The 17,224-nt window shown below is 43.5% G+C and carries 16 protein-coding genes; 11 read left to right on the top strand and 5 right to left on the bottom strand.

Features of this window, described 5'->3' with window-relative positions:
- Nucleotides 1-103: 103 nt before the first annotated feature.
- Nucleotides 104-577, bottom strand: coding sequence for a helix-turn-helix domain-containing protein (locus ACK1LH_RS17480; protein WP_029566641.1), 474 nt, complete (start codon nucleotides 575-577; stop codon nucleotides 104-106).
- Nucleotides 578-763: 186 nt separating this feature from the next.
- Here ACK1LH_RS17480 and ACK1LH_RS17475 point away from each other — a divergent pair, with 186 nt between their 5' ends.
- Nucleotides 764-1,297: an HD domain-containing protein gene (locus tag ACK1LH_RS17475; RefSeq protein ID WP_029284091.1), complete on the top strand. Its 534-nt coding sequence runs from the start codon at nucleotides 764-766 to the stop codon at nucleotides 1,295-1,297.
- 69 nt (nucleotides 1,298-1,366) lie between these two features.
- On the opposite strand, the gene ACK1LH_RS17470 is transcribed toward ACK1LH_RS17475, so the two are convergent.
- Entirely contained in the window at nucleotides 1,367-2,872 is a 1,506-nt protein-coding gene (locus tag ACK1LH_RS17470) for an esterase/lipase family protein (protein ID WP_411333757.1), read from the bottom strand.
- A 183-nt stretch (nucleotides 2,873-3,055) separates the two neighbouring features.
- Here ACK1LH_RS17470 and ACK1LH_RS17465 point away from each other — a divergent pair, with 183 nt between their 5' ends.
- On the top strand, nucleotides 3,056-3,277 hold the full coding sequence (locus ACK1LH_RS17465; RefSeq protein WP_029284087.1) for a YuzF family protein: 222 nt from the start codon (nucleotides 3,056-3,058) through the stop codon (nucleotides 3,275-3,277).
- 73 nt (nucleotides 3,278-3,350) lie between these two features.
- On the opposite strand, the gene ACK1LH_RS17460 is transcribed toward ACK1LH_RS17465, so the two are convergent.
- A complete protein-coding gene (locus tag ACK1LH_RS17460; protein WP_411333755.1) occupies nucleotides 3,351-3,905 on the bottom strand; it encodes a TVP38/TMEM64 family protein in 555 nt (184 codons plus the stop codon).
- A 295-nt stretch (nucleotides 3,906-4,200) separates the two neighbouring features.
- On the opposite strand from ACK1LH_RS17460, the gene ACK1LH_RS17455 reads away from it, so the two are divergent.
- From ACK1LH_RS17455 to ACK1LH_RS17430, 6 genes are all read left to right on the top strand, one after another.
- Nucleotides 4,201-4,614 carry a MerR family transcriptional regulator gene (locus tag ACK1LH_RS17455; protein ID WP_029284081.1) on the top strand — a complete coding sequence of 138 codons (414 nt, stop codon included), beginning with the start codon at nucleotides 4,201-4,203 and terminating at the stop codon, nucleotides 4,612-4,614.
- A gap of 84 nt (nucleotides 4,615-4,698) precedes the next feature.
- Nucleotides 4,699-6,036 carry a hemolysin family protein gene (locus ACK1LH_RS17450; RefSeq protein WP_029284079.1) on the top strand — a complete coding sequence of 446 codons (1,338 nt, stop codon included), beginning with the start codon at nucleotides 4,699-4,701 and terminating at the stop codon, nucleotides 6,034-6,036.
- Between the two features lie 713 nt (nucleotides 6,037-6,749).
- A complete protein-coding gene (locus ACK1LH_RS17445) occupies nucleotides 6,750-7,898 on the top strand; it encodes an AI-2E family transporter (protein WP_029566639.1) in 1,149 nt (382 codons plus the stop codon).
- A gap of 105 nt (nucleotides 7,899-8,003) precedes the next feature.
- On the top strand, nucleotides 8,004-8,225 hold the full coding sequence (locus ACK1LH_RS17440) for a spore germination protein (protein ID WP_029284075.1): 222 nt from the start codon (nucleotides 8,004-8,006) through the stop codon (nucleotides 8,223-8,225).
- A gap of 88 nt (nucleotides 8,226-8,313) precedes the next feature.
- Nucleotides 8,314-9,282 (top strand): LacI family DNA-binding transcriptional regulator, encoded by a 969-nt coding sequence (locus ACK1LH_RS17435; RefSeq protein WP_411333753.1) that lies wholly within the window; start codon nucleotides 8,314-8,316, stop codon nucleotides 9,280-9,282.
- Between the two features lie 104 nt (nucleotides 9,283-9,386).
- Complete coding sequence (locus ACK1LH_RS17430; protein WP_029566637.1) at nucleotides 9,387-11,435, top strand: molybdopterin-dependent oxidoreductase; 2,049 nt, start codon at nucleotides 9,387-9,389, stop codon at nucleotides 11,433-11,435.
- Here the strand turns inward: ACK1LH_RS17430 and hpaB are convergent.
- Entirely contained in the window at nucleotides 11,432-12,892 is a 1,461-nt protein-coding gene (gene hpaB / locus ACK1LH_RS17425; RefSeq protein ID WP_029284069.1) for a 4-hydroxyphenylacetate 3-monooxygenase, oxygenase component, read from the bottom strand. The two genes, ACK1LH_RS17430 and hpaB, sit on opposite strands and share 4 nt — an antisense overlap.
- A gap of 476 nt (nucleotides 12,893-13,368) precedes the next feature.
- Between hpaB and ACK1LH_RS17420 the strand changes: the two genes are divergently transcribed.
- Nucleotides 13,369-13,755 (top strand): YueI family protein, encoded by a 387-nt coding sequence (locus tag ACK1LH_RS17420; protein ID WP_029566636.1) that lies wholly within the window; start codon nucleotides 13,369-13,371, stop codon nucleotides 13,753-13,755.
- 461 nt (nucleotides 13,756-14,216) lie between these two features.
- Nucleotides 14,217-15,467, top strand: a complete 1,251-nt coding sequence (locus ACK1LH_RS17415) for a S8 family peptidase (RefSeq protein WP_029284065.1) — start codon at nucleotides 14,217-14,219, stop codon at nucleotides 15,465-15,467.
- A gap of 198 nt (nucleotides 15,468-15,665) precedes the next feature.
- On the opposite strand, the gene ACK1LH_RS17410 is transcribed toward ACK1LH_RS17415, so the two are convergent.
- Nucleotides 15,666-15,806, bottom strand: a complete 141-nt coding sequence (locus tag ACK1LH_RS17410; RefSeq protein ID WP_158001664.1) for a hypothetical protein — start codon at nucleotides 15,804-15,806, stop codon at nucleotides 15,666-15,668.
- 137 nt (nucleotides 15,807-15,943) lie between these two features.
- On the opposite strand from ACK1LH_RS17410, the gene ACK1LH_RS17405 reads away from it, so the two are divergent.
- Nucleotides 15,944-17,215, top strand: coding sequence for a helix-turn-helix transcriptional regulator (locus ACK1LH_RS17405; protein ID WP_203288685.1), 1,272 nt, complete (start codon nucleotides 15,944-15,946; stop codon nucleotides 17,213-17,215).
- Nucleotides 17,216-17,224 lie beyond the last annotated feature (9 nt).

Here is a 17,224-nt window from a genome sequence, read left to right as displayed (position 1 = left end):
AGGGATGCTTTTTGGCAACCCTCTTTTTTCTTTAAAAATAGTGATTATTTCTATGCCAAAATGTTTTTAGCCGCATATACTTAATAAAACGCCGGCCTTGTACTTATTGGCGCGCTTTTCCGGGATATTCATCCGTCAATTCGGTCCATTTTTTGTCCAATTCATCTTTATCGAAAGAGGAAAACCAGCGGTAATCATCATGGTCAATGATTCTATAGTGAAAACTGATGATATTTTGCTGCAGTTTATACTTGCTGCTGCTTGCAATATCTCTCCACCATACTTTTCCTCCCATCGTCTTTTCTTTGCGGGAATGAATTTTCTGGTGGGCAACCAGCTGAACAACATCCAGAGGATCCCCGCCAATTGCGGAATGAAGTGCGGCATTGTCTCTGAAAAGGGTGCAGAGAACGACGATTGTCGCCCAGGATGCCTCCTGCCGTCCTTTTTCAATTTGCACAAGTGTTTTTTTAGATAGGCCGAGCACTTCAGCCATTTCTTCTTGTGTATAGCCGCTTTCTGTTCGGATGGAAAGAATTTTGCCTGATAGTGCGGAAATCAGTTCATGTTTTTTCATAGATCCTCCTCAGCTCATCTTTTAGTGTAATTCTACACGAAGAGTTTGCCTAAATCTATCAGGAACAGGAAGATTATGTTATGCAATGTAACAGGATTGTTGCGGCTGCATGAGTAATATGATAATGTATATAGAAATATTTTTAACGGTTCCGTTATTTTCATTATTTTTCAGGGAGGAGATTACATGCGAAATGTCACATTGACAGAGGTTTATTCCCATCCGATTGCTCAAAAATATCTGCAGCGTTCAGGCTTAGCGCATGCAATTGCAGTAACCTGTCATGCATATAAATTAGCGGTGAAATACGGGGTGAATCCTGATTTAGCGACGAAAGCAGCCCTTCTCCATGATATTGGACATTATGAATGGTATACCGACGGAGAATGGGATTATGAAAAGTATAAAGAAAACGATATTCATGCCATTAAAGGGGCAGAGCGCGCCCATAAATTGTTGATTCGCCTGGGAGAAAATCCCCAGTCGGCAAAAGAGATTGCCCTTGCGATCCTGCTGCATACAGACTCGTATCTTCCTGAAGGTTCATTGAACCAAAGCACCCTTCAGAAAGTTGTCAGATTAGCGGATGAAATGGATGAAGAGCCCGGCGGAGGGCATCACTACCGTAAAATAAATGAAGTGACAGCTTTGAAGACCATTCAAAAGCTGGATGAAAAAATAGACCGGCTGCCGAATTCTTCATTAAAAGAATCCGTTTAATGTGTATTTATCCTGCTGTCTTCTTCAGCAGAAAAAAATCCACCAATGAAACTGGTGGATTTCAGCTGGTTACTGAACAAACCATTTCCCGTCAGCGTCAACATACACCGATTTAATAAAAGTCCGTTCAATGATTTCTCCTTTTTGTGTTTTCCCTCGAGCTTCTACTGTAATGTTATAGAGACCTTCCTGCGCTAAATGAATTCCTGCTGAAGTTTGCTGTTTTGTTTTCGTTAGTTTTTGTGAACGGATTTTCGTTTTATTTTTATATTGATCAATGGTAATAGTTGCTTCCGTTTCTTTTAGAGCCTTTGCCGAATTTATTTTAAAAGAAATTTTCTGGTTTTGCTTTGAGAGCGGCTGCATGGAAATGGCGTCATGATTATCTGAGCTGTAAGAGACGTGCAATAAATAGGCTTCTTTATCTTGATTCTGTGCAGTGAGCTGCCATTTTCCGCTTTCAGGCAGCGTCAGGACAGCCTGATGATGATACGCTCCACTGAAAATTCCATCAGCTGCCGCTGTTTTAAATGATGTGATGACCTTCTTCCCGTCAGGTGAGTGAAGAGAGAGCTTTGTTTGTTTTGAGCTGCTCAGCCAGTCAACGGTTACTTTCCTTACACCGTCTTCTGCATAGAATGACTCCTGCTTGACTCCAGAGAACTCGCCGCCTCTAATGTAGAAGGCAGAAGAGGCATCTGAAACAGATACATCTTCGCTATTGCTGGTTGCGAAGGATGCTGTTCCTGCCGTTCTTAAATACGGTTCAAATAGAAGAAACGTGGAGCTTCCTTTATTTACAGAATAGTGGTCCCAGCTGCCGGTTTTAATCTCCCTGCCGTATCCGAGGCGTGAAGACTGTACCGTCACAGCTCCATCATTGCTTCCATAGGAACTTAAATACAGTCCTCCCCAGTAAAGCGAAGATCCGAAGCTTCCCCATTTCGTTCCTCCGAATGTGTAGATCGGATTTTTCCTTGAGTTCGCATGTGCATCTGTCTGTGTTCTGAACTGGCTCATATATCCTGTCTGAAGCGAATAGACAGCATCGTTTTTGCTGCCGAGTATGCCTGAGAGCCATCCCGCCCAGCTGCTGTAGGCAAGATCTGCGAGCTGTGAACCTGAGTGCGGGGTGGACAGAGTGATTAAATTGCTCACATATTGATGGGCGCCGTAATGAATCAGAGCTGATTGCGCATCAATTCCCCCTTTGCTGTGTGTGACAAGGACGAGCTTTTTACCCCCGAAATACTGGTAGATTTCGCTCAGTTTCTGTGAAAGAAGTGCGCCGTTGTCCCACATGTTCTTAGTGGGATATAAATCAACAAAGGCTGTCTGATAGCCATTTGCGAGCGCAGTGCTGTACATATCATTTCCGTTCCACCACGTGTTTGACGAGCTGTTTAGTCCGTGCACAAAAACGACCGGTGATTTAGAAGTGTTTTGTGATGACGGTGCATCGCCAACATACCATTGGCCAGGCGTGCCTGTATAATCGCCGCCAAAAGAGCCCGCATATGTACTTCCCGGCAAGATGAGCAGAAAAACAGCAAACAGCAAAATCCACTTTTTCAAGTTCCATCTCCTCCTTCTTTATGAAAACCTTTACAAATATATGGATGCTGTTTTCAAAAAAGAAGAAGGCCATTCAGCCTATTTTCATGCTAGTCCGGATTTTTACTCGCGGGCAGCTTTTTGTATTAAATAGGTAAATGCCTTCATATAGTGTCAGTGAACTTCAGAAGAGGATGTGACACGATGCAAAACCAATCACAAGTACCGCAAATGATTACAATAGTGGATCCTTATGTTTTCCAGACCCTTCAAAGCGTGATCGGAAAAACCCTTGTCATCCAAACGGTCAGAGACAGCACCCGCGGCGTGCTGAAAGATGTAAAGCCTGATCATATCGTGCTTCAGGCGGGAGATTCGACGTTCTTTATCCGCATCCAGCAAATCGTTACGATTATGCCTGATTAAGATTTGGTCCTTCTAGGGCCTTTTTTATTTTCCATAAATAACAAAAGCTGCAGGGGTCATCCGCAGCTTTTCTCTAGTCGTTTATTCTTTTCTTCATCCATATTCCGGCGAGGATCAGCAGAGAGCAAGTTACAAGAAAGAGCTGAACGCGCCATCCTGCATTCAAAACCTGATGCACAGCAAAGCCCTCTATCAGGATTGCCGGTATTTTTCCGAGAAAACTTGCTGCCAGAAACGTTCCTGCGCTGACGCTGCTGCAGGCAGCTGCGAGTGTGATTGCCCCTGAAGGAACAAAAGGAAAAATCCGCAGGGAAAGAATGACAAAAAAAGCGTCTTTCTCTGTTAGGCCGGATAGCTTTTTTAATACAGAGCTGCTGTGAACAGACGTTTTCTTACTTAAGAAGCGGAAACCTTTCCTGTAGACATAAAAGCTTACCATGACACCAATGACCTCACCCGAGAAGGAAAGCATCAGTCCATTGATCAGCCCGAAGAAAGAAAGGTTTGCCGCCGTAACAAATACACTTGGAACAAATGCCAGGAGGCTGATTGCTGTATTGGCAAGAAGGCTGATAAGAAAAGCGAAAGGACCGCTTTCCTCAAGCCATGCGAGTAAAGTATCTTTCATGAGTTCACCGCTGTCTTTTGAGGTTATAAAGAATAAGTGTAATGGAAATGAGTGAATTTTTAAAGGGATTGCGGGTGATTACTCATTTCGCGGTGTCCAGCTCCGCCTTCCAGTCCTTCCGTCAGAACAAAATCCCCGAAAAAGTCAAACCCGGACTTTTCCGGTGATTTCTTTTCTGCCTGTCAGGGCTAAACGGGCGATTCCGCTTTTCGGGTAAACCAGAACGTTTGACTGTACACTTAGATTAAAAGTATAATAGATGTAACTATTTAGATTGGGGTGATAAGATGGGGCATTGTATCGAATAGGCGAGGTAGCAAAGCTTGCAAATGTTTCTAAGAGAACGATAGATTACTACACTCAAATTGGACTGCTCCATGCGGACCGTACGTCTGGGTCTAATTATCGCCTCTATTCGGAACAGGCGCTGGATGATATTCACTTCATTGAAGAATGCAAGCTCTTCAATATGTGCCTTCAGGATATTAAAGATAGACTGGAGCTGAAACGAAGCCAGACAAATGAAGAAGATAAGCTTTTGAAACAAGCTGAAATTCTTGCTTCTCACATGAAGCAGCTGGACCATGAAATAAAAGAATTAAAGCCGATATTTGATAAATTAAACGGTGAAAACCAGGAGATGATCGCGAGCCGTATATCTCCGCAGAGAATGGCACTCATACAGTCTTTAATGGTTTTGCTTCATTAACATTTATAGAATTCGGCTGAACATGCATGAACTTACTATTTTAGGAGGTGACTCCTTATTCTCCACCGGGGGGATAAGGGTGTTTTGGACATAGTTAACTTGATATTCGTGGCGATTTTAATTGCTTTAACAGCTTTTTTCGTTGCATCAGAATTTGCGATTGTTAAAATTCGCAGTTCACGATTGGATCAATTGATTGCAGAAGGCAAAAAAGGGGCAGTTGCTGCCAAAAAGGTAACGACACATCTCGATGAGTACCTTTCAGCCTGTCAGCTTGGTATTACGGTTACTGCTTTAGGACTTGGGTGGCTTGGTGAACCTACGGTAGAACGTCTTTTGAGACCTGTTTTTGATAATTTCAGCATTAACGAGTCACTCTCGCACGTTCTGACATTTGGTATTGCTTTTGCTTCTGTTACGTTTCTTCACGTTGTAATCGGAGAACTTGCTCCTAAAACAGTAGCTATTCAGAAAGCTGAAGCTGTTACATTGCTGTTTGCAACTCCTTTAATCTGGTTTTACCGTATTATGTTCCCGTTTATCTGGGTATTGAACGGATCAGCGCGTGTCATTACGGGACTCTTTGGATTAAAGCCTGCTTCTGAGCATGAGCTTGCCCATACTGAGGAAGAACTGCGCATTATTCTTTCCGAAAGTTATGAGAGCGGGGAAATTAATCAATCTGAACTGAAGTATATGAATAAAATTTTCGAATTTGACGATCGTGTCGCAAAAGAAATTATGGTGCCACGTACAGAAATTGTAGCTGCTTCAGTAGAAAAATCGTTCCAAGAAAACCTGGAGACGATGAGTATGGAAAAGTACACTCGTTATCCGGTCGTTAACGGAGACAAAGATCACGTCCTTGGCATGATTAACCTTAAGGAGATCTTTACCGATATTTTTTCACTTTCTGAAGAGGAACGGAAGAAAAGCACAATTGAGAAATATATCCGTCCTGTCATTCAGGTCATTGAGTCGATTCCGATTCATGATTTGCTTATAAAGATGCAGAAAGAACGTGTTCATATGGCAATCCTTGTCGATGAATACGGCGGAACGGCAGGCCTTGTAACGGTTGAGGACATCATTGAAGAAATCGTTGGTGAAATCCGTGATGAATTTGACCAGGATGAAGTGCCTGAAGTGCAGAAAAAAGGCGAGGGACATTACCTTCTTGACGGCAAAGTTCTCATTTATGAAGTTAATAATCTTCTTGGCCTTGAAATTGATGATGCCGATGTTGATACAATCGGCGGCTGGATGCTCACTGAGAATATCGATATTAAACAGGGTGAAAGCATCATCCTTGATGGCTATGAATTCTTCACAAAAGAAATGGATGGCCACTTGATCCGTGTCATTGAAATTTTTAAGCTTGAAGAAGCAGAAGAAGAAGAACTAATCGCAAAAGAGAGCTAATACAGCCATTGAAAATCCGAACTAAGATTCAATTAGTTCGGATTTTTCCTGTTTAAAGGGCTTTTGGGTGGCATTGTTATACCTTTTGGATGTGATGAACACTCAAAAGTGGCGACATTCGTGAGAGTGCCGCCACTTTTACCTGTCATGAACGCTCATTTGTGGCGTCATTCGCGGTAGTGGCGCCACTTTTGCCGTTGATGAATCCCCATTTGTGGTGTCATTCGCGGTAGTGGGGCCACTTTTGCCTGTGGTGACCGCTCAATTTTGGCGCCATTCGCGGTAGTGCCGACATTTTTGACTGTGATGAACGCTCATTTGTGGCGCCATTCGCAGTAGTGCCGCCACTTATGCCTGTGGTGACCGCTCAAAAGTGGCGTCACTCTCAGTAGTGGCGCCACTTTTGCCATTGATGAATCCTCATTTGTGGCGTCACTCGCGGTAGTGGCGACACTTTTGCCGTTGATGAATCCCCATTTGTGGCGTCATTCGCGGTAGTGGCGCCACTTTTACCTGAGATAAACGCTCATTTATGGCGTTATTCCCCAGCTTCTCTCAATCTTTCCAATCTTCCAGCTCCTAAACAAACACAGCCTATTTAATTAAACTAATTCTGACGCATAATCTTCATAAATCTTAATTTGACACCCAGTACATCACGTAGTACGTTTGAATCAACCAGGGTCTTTTTATGAGTAAAAGGAGGATGCAAACTGAACAGGTCAAAGGTTCATTTCTGGACCATCGAAATATTATTGCTGCTGCTGATCATTTATGTAAGTACAAAGGTTTCCTTTTTGTTTCAGCCGCTGATTATTTTTGCATCTACGCTGTTTTTCCCCATTTTGATTGCGGGCTTTCTCTTTTTTATTTTCAGTCCGGTTGTCAGGCTGCTTGAGAAAAACAAAGTGCCCCGGGGCCTTGCGATTCTGATCCTGTACCTCATGTTTATCGGGCTCATCATGCTGGTCATGTCGACTGCAGGACCGGTTGTCTCTCAGCAGATCACGGATTTATTTAAAAATTTCCCCCGGTATATGATTGAATTCCGGCAGTTTATCATGAATCTTTCTGAATCCAGGTGGTTCACGTGGATCATGACTCAGGAGTATGTCTCTATTGAAGAGACCATTTCTAAAGTAGAGAAATCGCTCGGCAATTTAACAACATCGCTCCCTGAGAGTATTACTTCATCCGTTTCGAAGGTGCTTGGGGTTGTCACAAATATCACACTTACTGTGATTACCGTCCCGTTTATTTTGTTTTATATGCTGAAGGACGGACATAAGTTTCCGGTGACTGCTGTTAAAGTCCTTCCGGCTGCATACAGACGCGAAGGAATGAAGATTTTTGAAGATCTATACGACACACTTGCAGCATACATACAAGGACAGGTCCTTGTTTCTCTGTTTGTCGGAACGGGATGTTTTATCGGCTATACGCTGATTGGACTTGACTATGCGCTCATTCTTGGAATCGTTGTAGCGATTGCCAACATTATTCCATATCTCGGGCCGTTTATTGGCGCTGCCCCTGCAGTGATCATTGCGCTGCTTGATTCTCCGACAAAAGCGCTGCTTGCTGCTGTCGTTGTGACAGTGGTTCAGCAAATCGACGGCAACGTTCTTTCTCCGCTGATCATTGGAAAGAGGCTGAATACACATCCGCTTACGATCATTCTTCTGCTGATCGGCGCAGGAAGCTTTGGCGGCATACTGGGAATGATTCTTGCGGTTCCGACCTATGCTGTTTTGAAAGCCGTTCTCTTAAATGTCATCAGGCTGATCAAGCTTAGAAACCGGTACAAACGGGAGACGGCGAGTACCGTGCCGAAAGAGGATGAAAACAGACCTCGAGAATAACGAAAAGCGGAATCGCTCATTTAGCCCCCGGGTGTCAATACAAATTATCCCTGCATACATTGGCATAGGCAGATAAGAGTTATATACAGTAAAGGTGGAGATGTCATGCCGGCATTTGTGGGGCCGATTTTAATTCACGGGGTAAGAAGCAGCGGGGCTGTCAGCGTGGGAGATGTTTTTGCTTTATCGCCAAAGCACACGGACAAAGTCTTTTTCGGAGCGGGCGGTTTGAATACAGGAGACTTCAATGTGATTACGAGTGATAAAAATGCAACAAATCTTTTTGATTTTGATTTAATCGATCAGACAAAAGCATTTAACGGATAAGTAAGCACCCTCTTTCATGCAGAAAGAGGGTTTTCATATTTGATGGAATTGGGTATTAATCCGTATGAACAGTGGAAGAGGTGCTTACATGAATCGGTTAAATGAAATTGCAAAGCTTGCCGGCGTTTCCCGGCAGGAAGCAGAAGACGTGCTGCATGAGTATGAATCAAACGTATCTGAGATCAGCAGAACGAGAATCATGCAGGCTGCTGAATCTCTTCAGTATAGAGTTCCCAAGCTTTCCTCAAAACCTGCTGAAAAAGAGTACTCCATTGCCCTGGCTGTTTTAGATGATTCATCTGATGAACTTGAAAATCCTTTCTTTGCAGCGCTGCGAAAGTATGCGGAAGTTTATTGTCTAAAGCAAGGCATACATATTCGTGAGATAATCCGCAGAGAAAATATATCTGACAGTAAGAGAATGGCAGATGTAGACGGAGTTCTTGTGATTGGCAGGGTACAAGATGGCGACAGTGAGGCTATTGAGAAAGTGTCCCGCCAGTCAGTTGTTTTAACTGACTGGGACGGAGGGGCTGAAGGTGATGTTGTCAGCATTGACCTGCATCAAATGACTGAACTGGTTATTTCCCATCTGAAGGAGATGGGGCATGAAAAAATCGGCTACATCGGTGCGCCGAACTGGGGAGAGACCTTAAAGGATGAGCTTATGAAAGCAGGCCTGCTCTCTGAGGAGCATTTGTATTTGACAGATCCGCACGGAACAGAAGGTTACCGGATTATGAAAGAGGCATCTCAGAGCGGCAGTCTGGCCAATGCCTATATTGTTCAAAGCAGCGTCATGTCGCTTGCCGCCATCACGGCTCTGAGAGAAGAGGGCAAAAGAATACCGGAAGAGGTGTCGATTGTCAGCTTTTATGATGTGCCGGAAGCCCACTATTTTGCCCCGTCCCTGACAACTCTTCATGTTTCTGCTGAGGAAATGGCGAAAGCTGCCTTGTCACTTCTCACGGATAAGATGACCAATCACAGGGATACCCCTTTAAAAATGCTTGTACCGGCAACGATGAAAATGAGAGAATCTACTGCTTCAAAATGAAAATCAGGAAGGCTGCGGAGATAATCCCGGCCTTCTTTTTCTTGATGTAAATCCAAATCTATTTTATTCTTAATGCAATCATTTTCCAAAAAAGAGGTGTTCGCATGCATCCCTATGTCGAAAAAAAGAATGGCGTTTTTCCAAGTGTGTGTTCCCTTGACTGCCCTGATCAGTGCGGTCTTCTGGTGCACAAAAAGAACGGTAAAATTATGAAAATTGACGGTGATCCAAATCATCCAGTCACGAAGGGCAGCATCTGCAATAAAGTACGGCACATGGCTGAACGAATTTATGATGTGAAACGTCTGGAGTATCCCCTTAAACGAACAGGAAAAAAAGGCGAAAACCAATTTGAGCGCATTTCATGGGAAGAAGCATTGAACACTATTTCATCTAAATGGAAAAGTCTGATTGAAACGGATGGTCCTGAGAGCATTCTTCCATACAGCTTCTACGGCAATATGGGGAATTTAAGCGCTGAGGGGATGGACCGGCGCTTTTTTAACCGGCTGGGGGCGAGCAGGCTTGACCGGACCATCTGCCAGGCAGCGGGTTCTGAAGGGTATAAATATACTATGGGTGGAAGCTTCGGTATTGATCCGGAGGACACGATTCATACGAAGCTGTTTATTTTCTGGGGGATCAATGCGGTGAGCACGAACATGCACCAGATGACTCTTGCGCAGAAAGCAAGGAAACAGGGCGCAAAAATCGTTGTCATCGATGTGCATAAAAACCAGACAGGAAGAATGGCAGACTGGTTTATTCCCATTTTGCCGGGAACAGACAGCGCGCTGGCACTGGGGATAATGCATATTCTCTTTAAAGAGGAACTGACAGATGAAGGCTTTTTGAAAGAGTATACTTCGGGCTTCAAGGAGCTTCGGGAGCATGTGAAGCAATACGATCCGCACACGGTATCTGAACTGACAGGCGTTCCTGCCGAGGATATCGTTAAGCTTGCAAAAATGTACGGGGAAACCTCCCCGTCCTGTATCCGCATCGGAAACGGCCTCCAGCATCACGATAATGGAGGGATGTGTATTCGGACCATCGCCTGTTTGCCGGCGCTGACCGGCCAGTGGATGCATAAGGGCGGGGGCGCCATTAAGGGCAATTCCGGCTTTCTGGCATTTAACACAAATGCCCTGCAAAGACCGGATCTTCTTAGAAAAAAACAGACAAGAACCATTAATATGAACCTTATAGGCGAAGAGCTTCTCAGCGCAGACCCGCCCATCCAATCGATGTTTGTCTACGGAAGCAATCCTGCCGTTGTGGCGCCGGAATCGGGAAAAGTAAAAAAAGGACTGATGCGGGAAGACTTGTTTCTTGTCGTCCACGATCTTTTTCTCACAGAGACCGCTGCTTATGCAGACATTGTGCTGCCGGCTTCATCCGCTTTTGAAAATACGGATTTCTATACTTCCTACTGGCATCACTATATTCATTTGCAGGAACCGGTTATTGAGAAATTCGGAGAGTCAAAGTCAAATGCCGAAGTGTTCCGTCTTCTGGCTGAAAAGATAGGATTCACTGAACAGGCGTTTAAAGATACAGATGCAGAGATGATCAATCAGGCACTGAACAATACTCACAATCCCTATTTGGACAACGTGACATTTGATGAACTGGCTGAGAAGAAATGGATAAAGGCCAGCGTAAAACCTTTATTTCCGGGGAAGCTGAATACGCCAAGCGGGAAAATCGAGCTCTATTCAGGCGCAATGGAAAAAGCCGGCTACCAGCCGCTTCCTGTGTATACTCCGCTTGTAAAAGAGAGTGAGCTTCCCTTTCTTTTTGTGCCGGGACCCAATCATAACTTTCTGAATTCCACATTCTCCAATAATCAAAAACACGTTTCGCTTGAGAAAACGCCACTTGTCCATATAAATAAAAAGGATGCAGAAGAGGCGGGGCTTTCTGATGGAGATACGGCCATTATCTGGAACGGGAGGGGAGAGTGCGAGTTGACGGTTGCTGCCGGAGAGAATGTCCTGCCGGGCGTTTTAGTCACACAAGGGCTGTGGGCAGAGGACCCGGCAAAAAAACAGCTTGTGAATGTACTGACGCCAGACAGGCTGTCCGATATGGGAAAAGGAGCTGTCTTCTTCTCGGGAAGAGTCGGCATAAAAAAGAAAGAACGTCCTTAGTCCTGAGGGCGTTCTTCCGCTTTTTCCAAAAAGTCTTTTACTCTGTCCATATACTGTTCTCTCGAATAGCTGCTGTAGATATTTTTAGCAAGCCTTATAGGATCTCCGAAGAAATACCGTTCATAATGGGTTTGCCTCGTTCCGAATGAACTCATCGTCAGCTCCCATGCGAGGCGGAACAGCTTTGTTTTCGTTTTTGCATCAACTGCTGCCCCTTGAAGGTACTGCTCAATATCCTTTCCGATAGGAGATGCAAAATCTTCTTCTGAAGGCAGCACCATCAGTCCGCCGGCGCCAATCTGCTGAAGAAGGCTGATATAGTGCGGATAGAGCTTTGAGAAAAGAGTAACGGCAGCGTAGAGTGCATGCGAACTTGGCGTCATCGTTCCGAAAGCATCCACTTTTGCTTCAGATTCAGAACGGAGAAGGAGTGCTTCCATGCTTTCAAGCCCAAGAATCATTTCAGACATTTTCAGCTGAATATGTTCATAGGCAGTTACTTCAAGAGAATTGATCATCACCTGGGCAAGACCAATAAGAAACTGCAGCTTGACGATCTGTCTTGTGACGACTTGATGAAGAGCGTGCGGTGCAAAACCGCTCTGAGTGAAAAGTTTAAAAGCAATGTCCTGTCTATGATAGAAAAAGACCCGTTCCCACGGTACTAGAACGTCCTCAAACACAAGCAGGGTATCCATTTCATCAAACCGGGATGAAAGAGGGTAATTAAAGGCGGATTCTCCTGAGTGAAATGGCTCTCGGCAAATAAACTTCAGTCCGGGTGTATTGGCAGGAATACTGAAAGCAAACGCATAATCATCGCTTAAATTGTTTCCGCCTGAAGGGAATATCAGCACTTCATCTGTCATTCCGCCTTCAGTTGCAAGCAGTCTTGCCCCTTTTATAACAAGGCCGTCAGCCGTTTTTTTGACGATTTTAGCTGCAATCGGCTGCCGTGTTTCTTCTGTATAATACAAAGAGCGGTTTACTTGCGGATTAATAAAGCTGTGGGTAAAAGATAAGTCCTGTTCAAGCGCCATGCGGTACATGTTCCTTAAATTCTTGGCAAACTCCTCATCCTGGGACCCGGCAATGGAAGCAGCAGCGGAAAGCGACATTAAGGCGGTATTCATATAGTCGGGACTTCTTCCCATCATGCCGCATGTAGCTTTTGCCCAAGTCTCAATCATCCGCCGTCTTCTTTTTAAGTCTTCAGCGGTTTTCGGCTCCAGGTAGGACATCCCTGCCGGCTCCCCAGTAAATGGAGAAGGAAATGTCATAAAGCCGAGGTTTTCCTTCTGCACCTGCAAATCATATAGAGAAGCCTTTGTCTGCATGGCACCTTTATATACAGGGTGCATAAATAGAGGCTTCTCAATCGGCTGTCCTTTTAGCCATACATTTGGTTTTAATGCCGCCATACGCTGCAAATAATCTTTCCCTGATATCGCAGACATCCTATTCCTCCCAGCGGTTTGAAGTAGCGTGTGTGATTGTAAAATATACCCAAATAAATGAATCACTGATACAGATACTATATGCCGGCCTCATGCTGCGGGTGTTTTGGAAAAATGGAAAGAGGCTGCAGGCAGGGTGTGTGATGAAATGAAGAATTTGACCCAGAGGAAACGAAGAAAAAAAGAAGAATATTAATCTGAAAGCGTTTACTTTTATGCGGGCGTTTTAAAAAGGCAAGAGTAAGGAAAAGATGAATACCAGATTGAATTAAAGGGGGAACTACTCATGCAAGAAGCAGATTTTTTTAAAGGGATGATCTGGGCTGGTGTTTTGAGTGTACCGCTGTGGCTGTCTTTCTTCGGATGGATGAAAATTCTTCTGGCCTATTCATGGTAAACGGGTCGCATGATTTCACGTTTACACGCAACTCTGCTAAAGTAAAATGTATAACCCAGCATAAAAGGAGACCTTCATCATGTCAGACGAACAGATTGACCTCTACTTAAAGCAGGGGATCTACGGTACCCCTGAGACGAAACCGGAAGAAAGAAACAAATTTCTGGGCACTCTGAGAGAAAGAATTGAAATAGCTCTTACAAATGGCCAGGTTAGACAGAAAAAAGTATACAGCGAAGCCGCAGCCGCCATCAGGCTCGGAAAAGGATATCAGCTGCTTTTAAACGGAACCATTGCCTATTCAGACCTATCAAAATATATTAAGCTTGCAAATGAAGCAGAACAGCCATTTACCATTGTAAGTGATCAGAAGGATACAAAAATAGGCCTGATTGTCGCTGCAGAACATGCCATCGACAAAGAATCCATTTTTGTTGAAGACTCTATTTATAAGAAATCTTTTTGATAAAGAATGAAAACCACTGGGATCCCCAGTGGTTTTTAAAATACTTTATAAAAAACATAAAAAACAAACAGCCATATAGGAATGGAAAGAATAATCCCGTAAAAACATCCTTTTGCAAAAGATTGATCATTCTTCATAAATTACTCCTTGATGATACGTCATACCCCTACTATATCTTTGGAAGGGAAAAAAATTCAACAAAAAATGTCTTATTTTGTCGATTAAACTCTTTAATCTCCTTTTCCAACTAAAGATTAGTTAAACTTCCAGATAAAAAATTCCATTATTATGAAAATCAGGAAAAGAATACTCCTTCCAACATAAAAGACAGACTATTCTCACATATTAAAACTTGTACTTATTAGTAAATTAAGATTATTGTGAAAATTGTTAACGTATTATATATTTAATTTACTTCGAAGTACAAAGTTATAAAAAACTAACATTTTGAGAGGGGAAATATGATGAAGTTTTCAAAAACGCTTGGAGCCGCTGCACTTAGTCTGTCTTTAAGTCTTTCATCTTTTGGAGCTGCCGCTTTTGCTGAGGCTCCAGTTAAGCAGGAGGCGCAGCAGGAGCAATTCCGTGTTGTCATTAAAGGAACAGATGCACAAAAAGTAAAGAAGAATCATAAAGTCCGCAGAGATTTCGGTGCTGCCGGCTATACTGCGACGGTCACTCAGGAGCAGCTTGAGAAACTTCAGAAAAACAGCAGGCTGAAGGTTGAAAAGGTTGCAACATTTAAAGTGGCTGCAGGCAAGCCTATTAAAACGATGGCAGTGCCGAGCACACGGACTCCGTGGGGAATTAAGGCCATTTACAACAACAGCTCGCTGACTCAGACTTCAGGCGGTGACGGCATTAAAATTGCTGTTTTGGACACTGGAGTACAGACAAGCCATATTGACCTGTCTCAAAACGCCGAGCAGTGCAAAGATTTCACTGTAGGCACAACGTATACGAACAACTCTTGTACAGACCGCAATGGACATGGAACTCACGTGGCAGGTTCAGCTCTTGCTAACGGCGGTTCAGACGGACAAGGCATTTACGGTGTAGCACCTCAGGCTGAGCTTTGGGCATACAAAGTGCTGACTGACAGCGGATCAGGCTACTCTGATGATATTGCAGCGGCGATCAGACATGCTGCTGATGAAGGAACAAGAACTGGATCAAAAGTTGTTATTTCAATGTCACTTGGTTCAAGCGGAAAAGACAGCCTTATCACAAGTGCAGTTGATTACGCATACAGCAAAGGCGCTTTAGTGATTGCTGCTGCAGGAAACTCAGGTTATGCAAATAACACAATCGGCTACCCGGGTGCTTTGACAAACGCAGTGGCGGTCGCAGCTCTTGAAAATGTACAGCAAAACGGGACATACCGTGTTGCAAACTTCTCATCCCGTGGAAATTCAGCGACTGACGGAGACTTTGTGATTCAGGAAAGAGATGTTGAGATCTCTGCTCCTGGTGCTGCTATCGAATCTACTTGGATTAACAGCGGCTACAACACAATCAGCGGAACTTCTATGGCTACTCCTCACGTTTCAGGTCTTGCTGCGAAAATCTGGTCTTCAAATAAAGGCCAAAGCAATGCACAAGTCCGTGCGGAACTTCAGCGACGTGCAAAACTGTATGACATCAAAGGCGGATACGGAGCGGCAACTGGTGACGACCATGCATCAGGCTTCGGATTTGCAAGAGTTCAATAATACTATAAAAAGAGCTTCCGGATTTTAGATCCGTGAAGCTCTTTTTATACAGAAAAAACCGCTGAAACAGGACGCTTGAAGGCCTATTTCAGCGGTTTTGCAGTTTCTATAAAGCTTTCTCTTATAAAGAATTTTCCAAAATTGATTGGTTCACGTTCTGAAAAATATGGTTTAATAGATAAATATAAAACAATCTGCTCAGCTGTATTTTTCAGACTTGATGATTCTCGGCCATTCTTCGTCAGCCGTATGGACTTTATTATCTACTGCAGAAAAGCCTGCTGTAAGGATGGCTGCACCAAGTGCAAGATACAATAAATATTTTTTCCCTTTTTTCATGTTATGACCTCCAATGATTTATTTATTTAACATTTTAAAAAAAACTAACATTTTGTTATAATTAACTGACAATTCAAATATATACAACTATTCAATTTCTTGTCAAGACATAATCGACTTTTTTCAGGAGGGTATGAATGAATACCGTTGGCTTAAAACTCAGGCATTTGAGAAAGAAACAAAAACTGACCCAAAGTGAGCTTGCAGCAGGCATTGTGAACAGAAGCTATATCAGCCAGCTTGAAAAAGGCATGGTGCAGCCATCGTATAAACTGCTATTAAAGTTCAGTGAACGGCTTCAGTGTGATATTCATGATTTCTTTGAAGAGGAAAATAAAGCACTTCTTTCATTTGATATTAAAAAAGCGCTGTCAAATTTGGAGTTTGCTGTTATAAACGATGATTTTGCGGATGCTGAGGAGCATCTGAATGATATCGAAAAGAATCTGTCAGCTCTTAATCAGCGGGATCTTGCTCTTTATTATTTCTGTCAGGGGCGCATTCTGCAGAGTGTCAGGCAGGATACGGATGGAGCCGTCACGGCTTTTGAAAAAAGCTATGAGCTGTACTGTAATCTGCCGTATTGCGAGGAACGGCTGAGAACGAGCAATGAACTCTCCTCTATGCTTATTAATGAAGACCGCTTTTCAAAAGCATTTACCTATTTGAATGAAGCGTATGATGATTCCATTGCCTTCAAGGCATCGGGAGTAGAAAAAATATCCCTGCTGAACAACCTTGGCCTTGCCCATGCTAAAAAGGGGGAGTACTACTCCGCCATCCGCTTTATTAAGCAGGCTCTTTCAGTCAGCAGCAAAACAGCCATCTATTATCAGACAGGCATCGTCTACATGGTTCTTGGCTTATGCTACAGAAGGATGAGCCAGTATGAAGATGCAAAAGGCGCCTATTCAAAGGCACTTTTGTTTTTTGAGGGAACAGACGATCAGCTGAACCTGGCAGGAACATATACAAACCTGGGTATTTTAAGCAGATATACATCAGATGCAGAAAGTGCTGTCTCGTATCTAAAATCAGCTCATGACCTGTACAATCAGCTGGAAGACAGCAAAGGGATCTTAAATACATTATTTGAACTTGCTGTTACTTATCAGGAGTCCGGAAAAGAGGAGCACGTTCTCAGCCTGTACAAATCATTCAACGAAGCGTATTCAGAGCCTTTTACCGATTATAAATTTAAATTTCTTCATCTGCTTGGCGATATGCATCAATCACGCGGGGAACTGACGGATGCTTTAAGATGTTATCATGAAATCCTTGATGAATCGGAAGCTGTTAAGGACCGCTCAGTCATTAAGGATGCACTGAAAAAAGTGGCTGCGATTGCATGCGGCAGGCGCGATGAGAAAACGCTGTTTTACGTCACAGAAAAATACTTGGCACTTTAAAAAACTATC

The organism is Metabacillus indicus, from assembly GCF_046603695.1.
Taxonomy (GTDB): Bacteria; Bacillota; Bacilli; order Bacillales; family Bacillaceae; genus Bacillus_P; species Bacillus_P indicus.
This window is presented reverse-complemented; position numbering and strand designations above follow the sequence as displayed.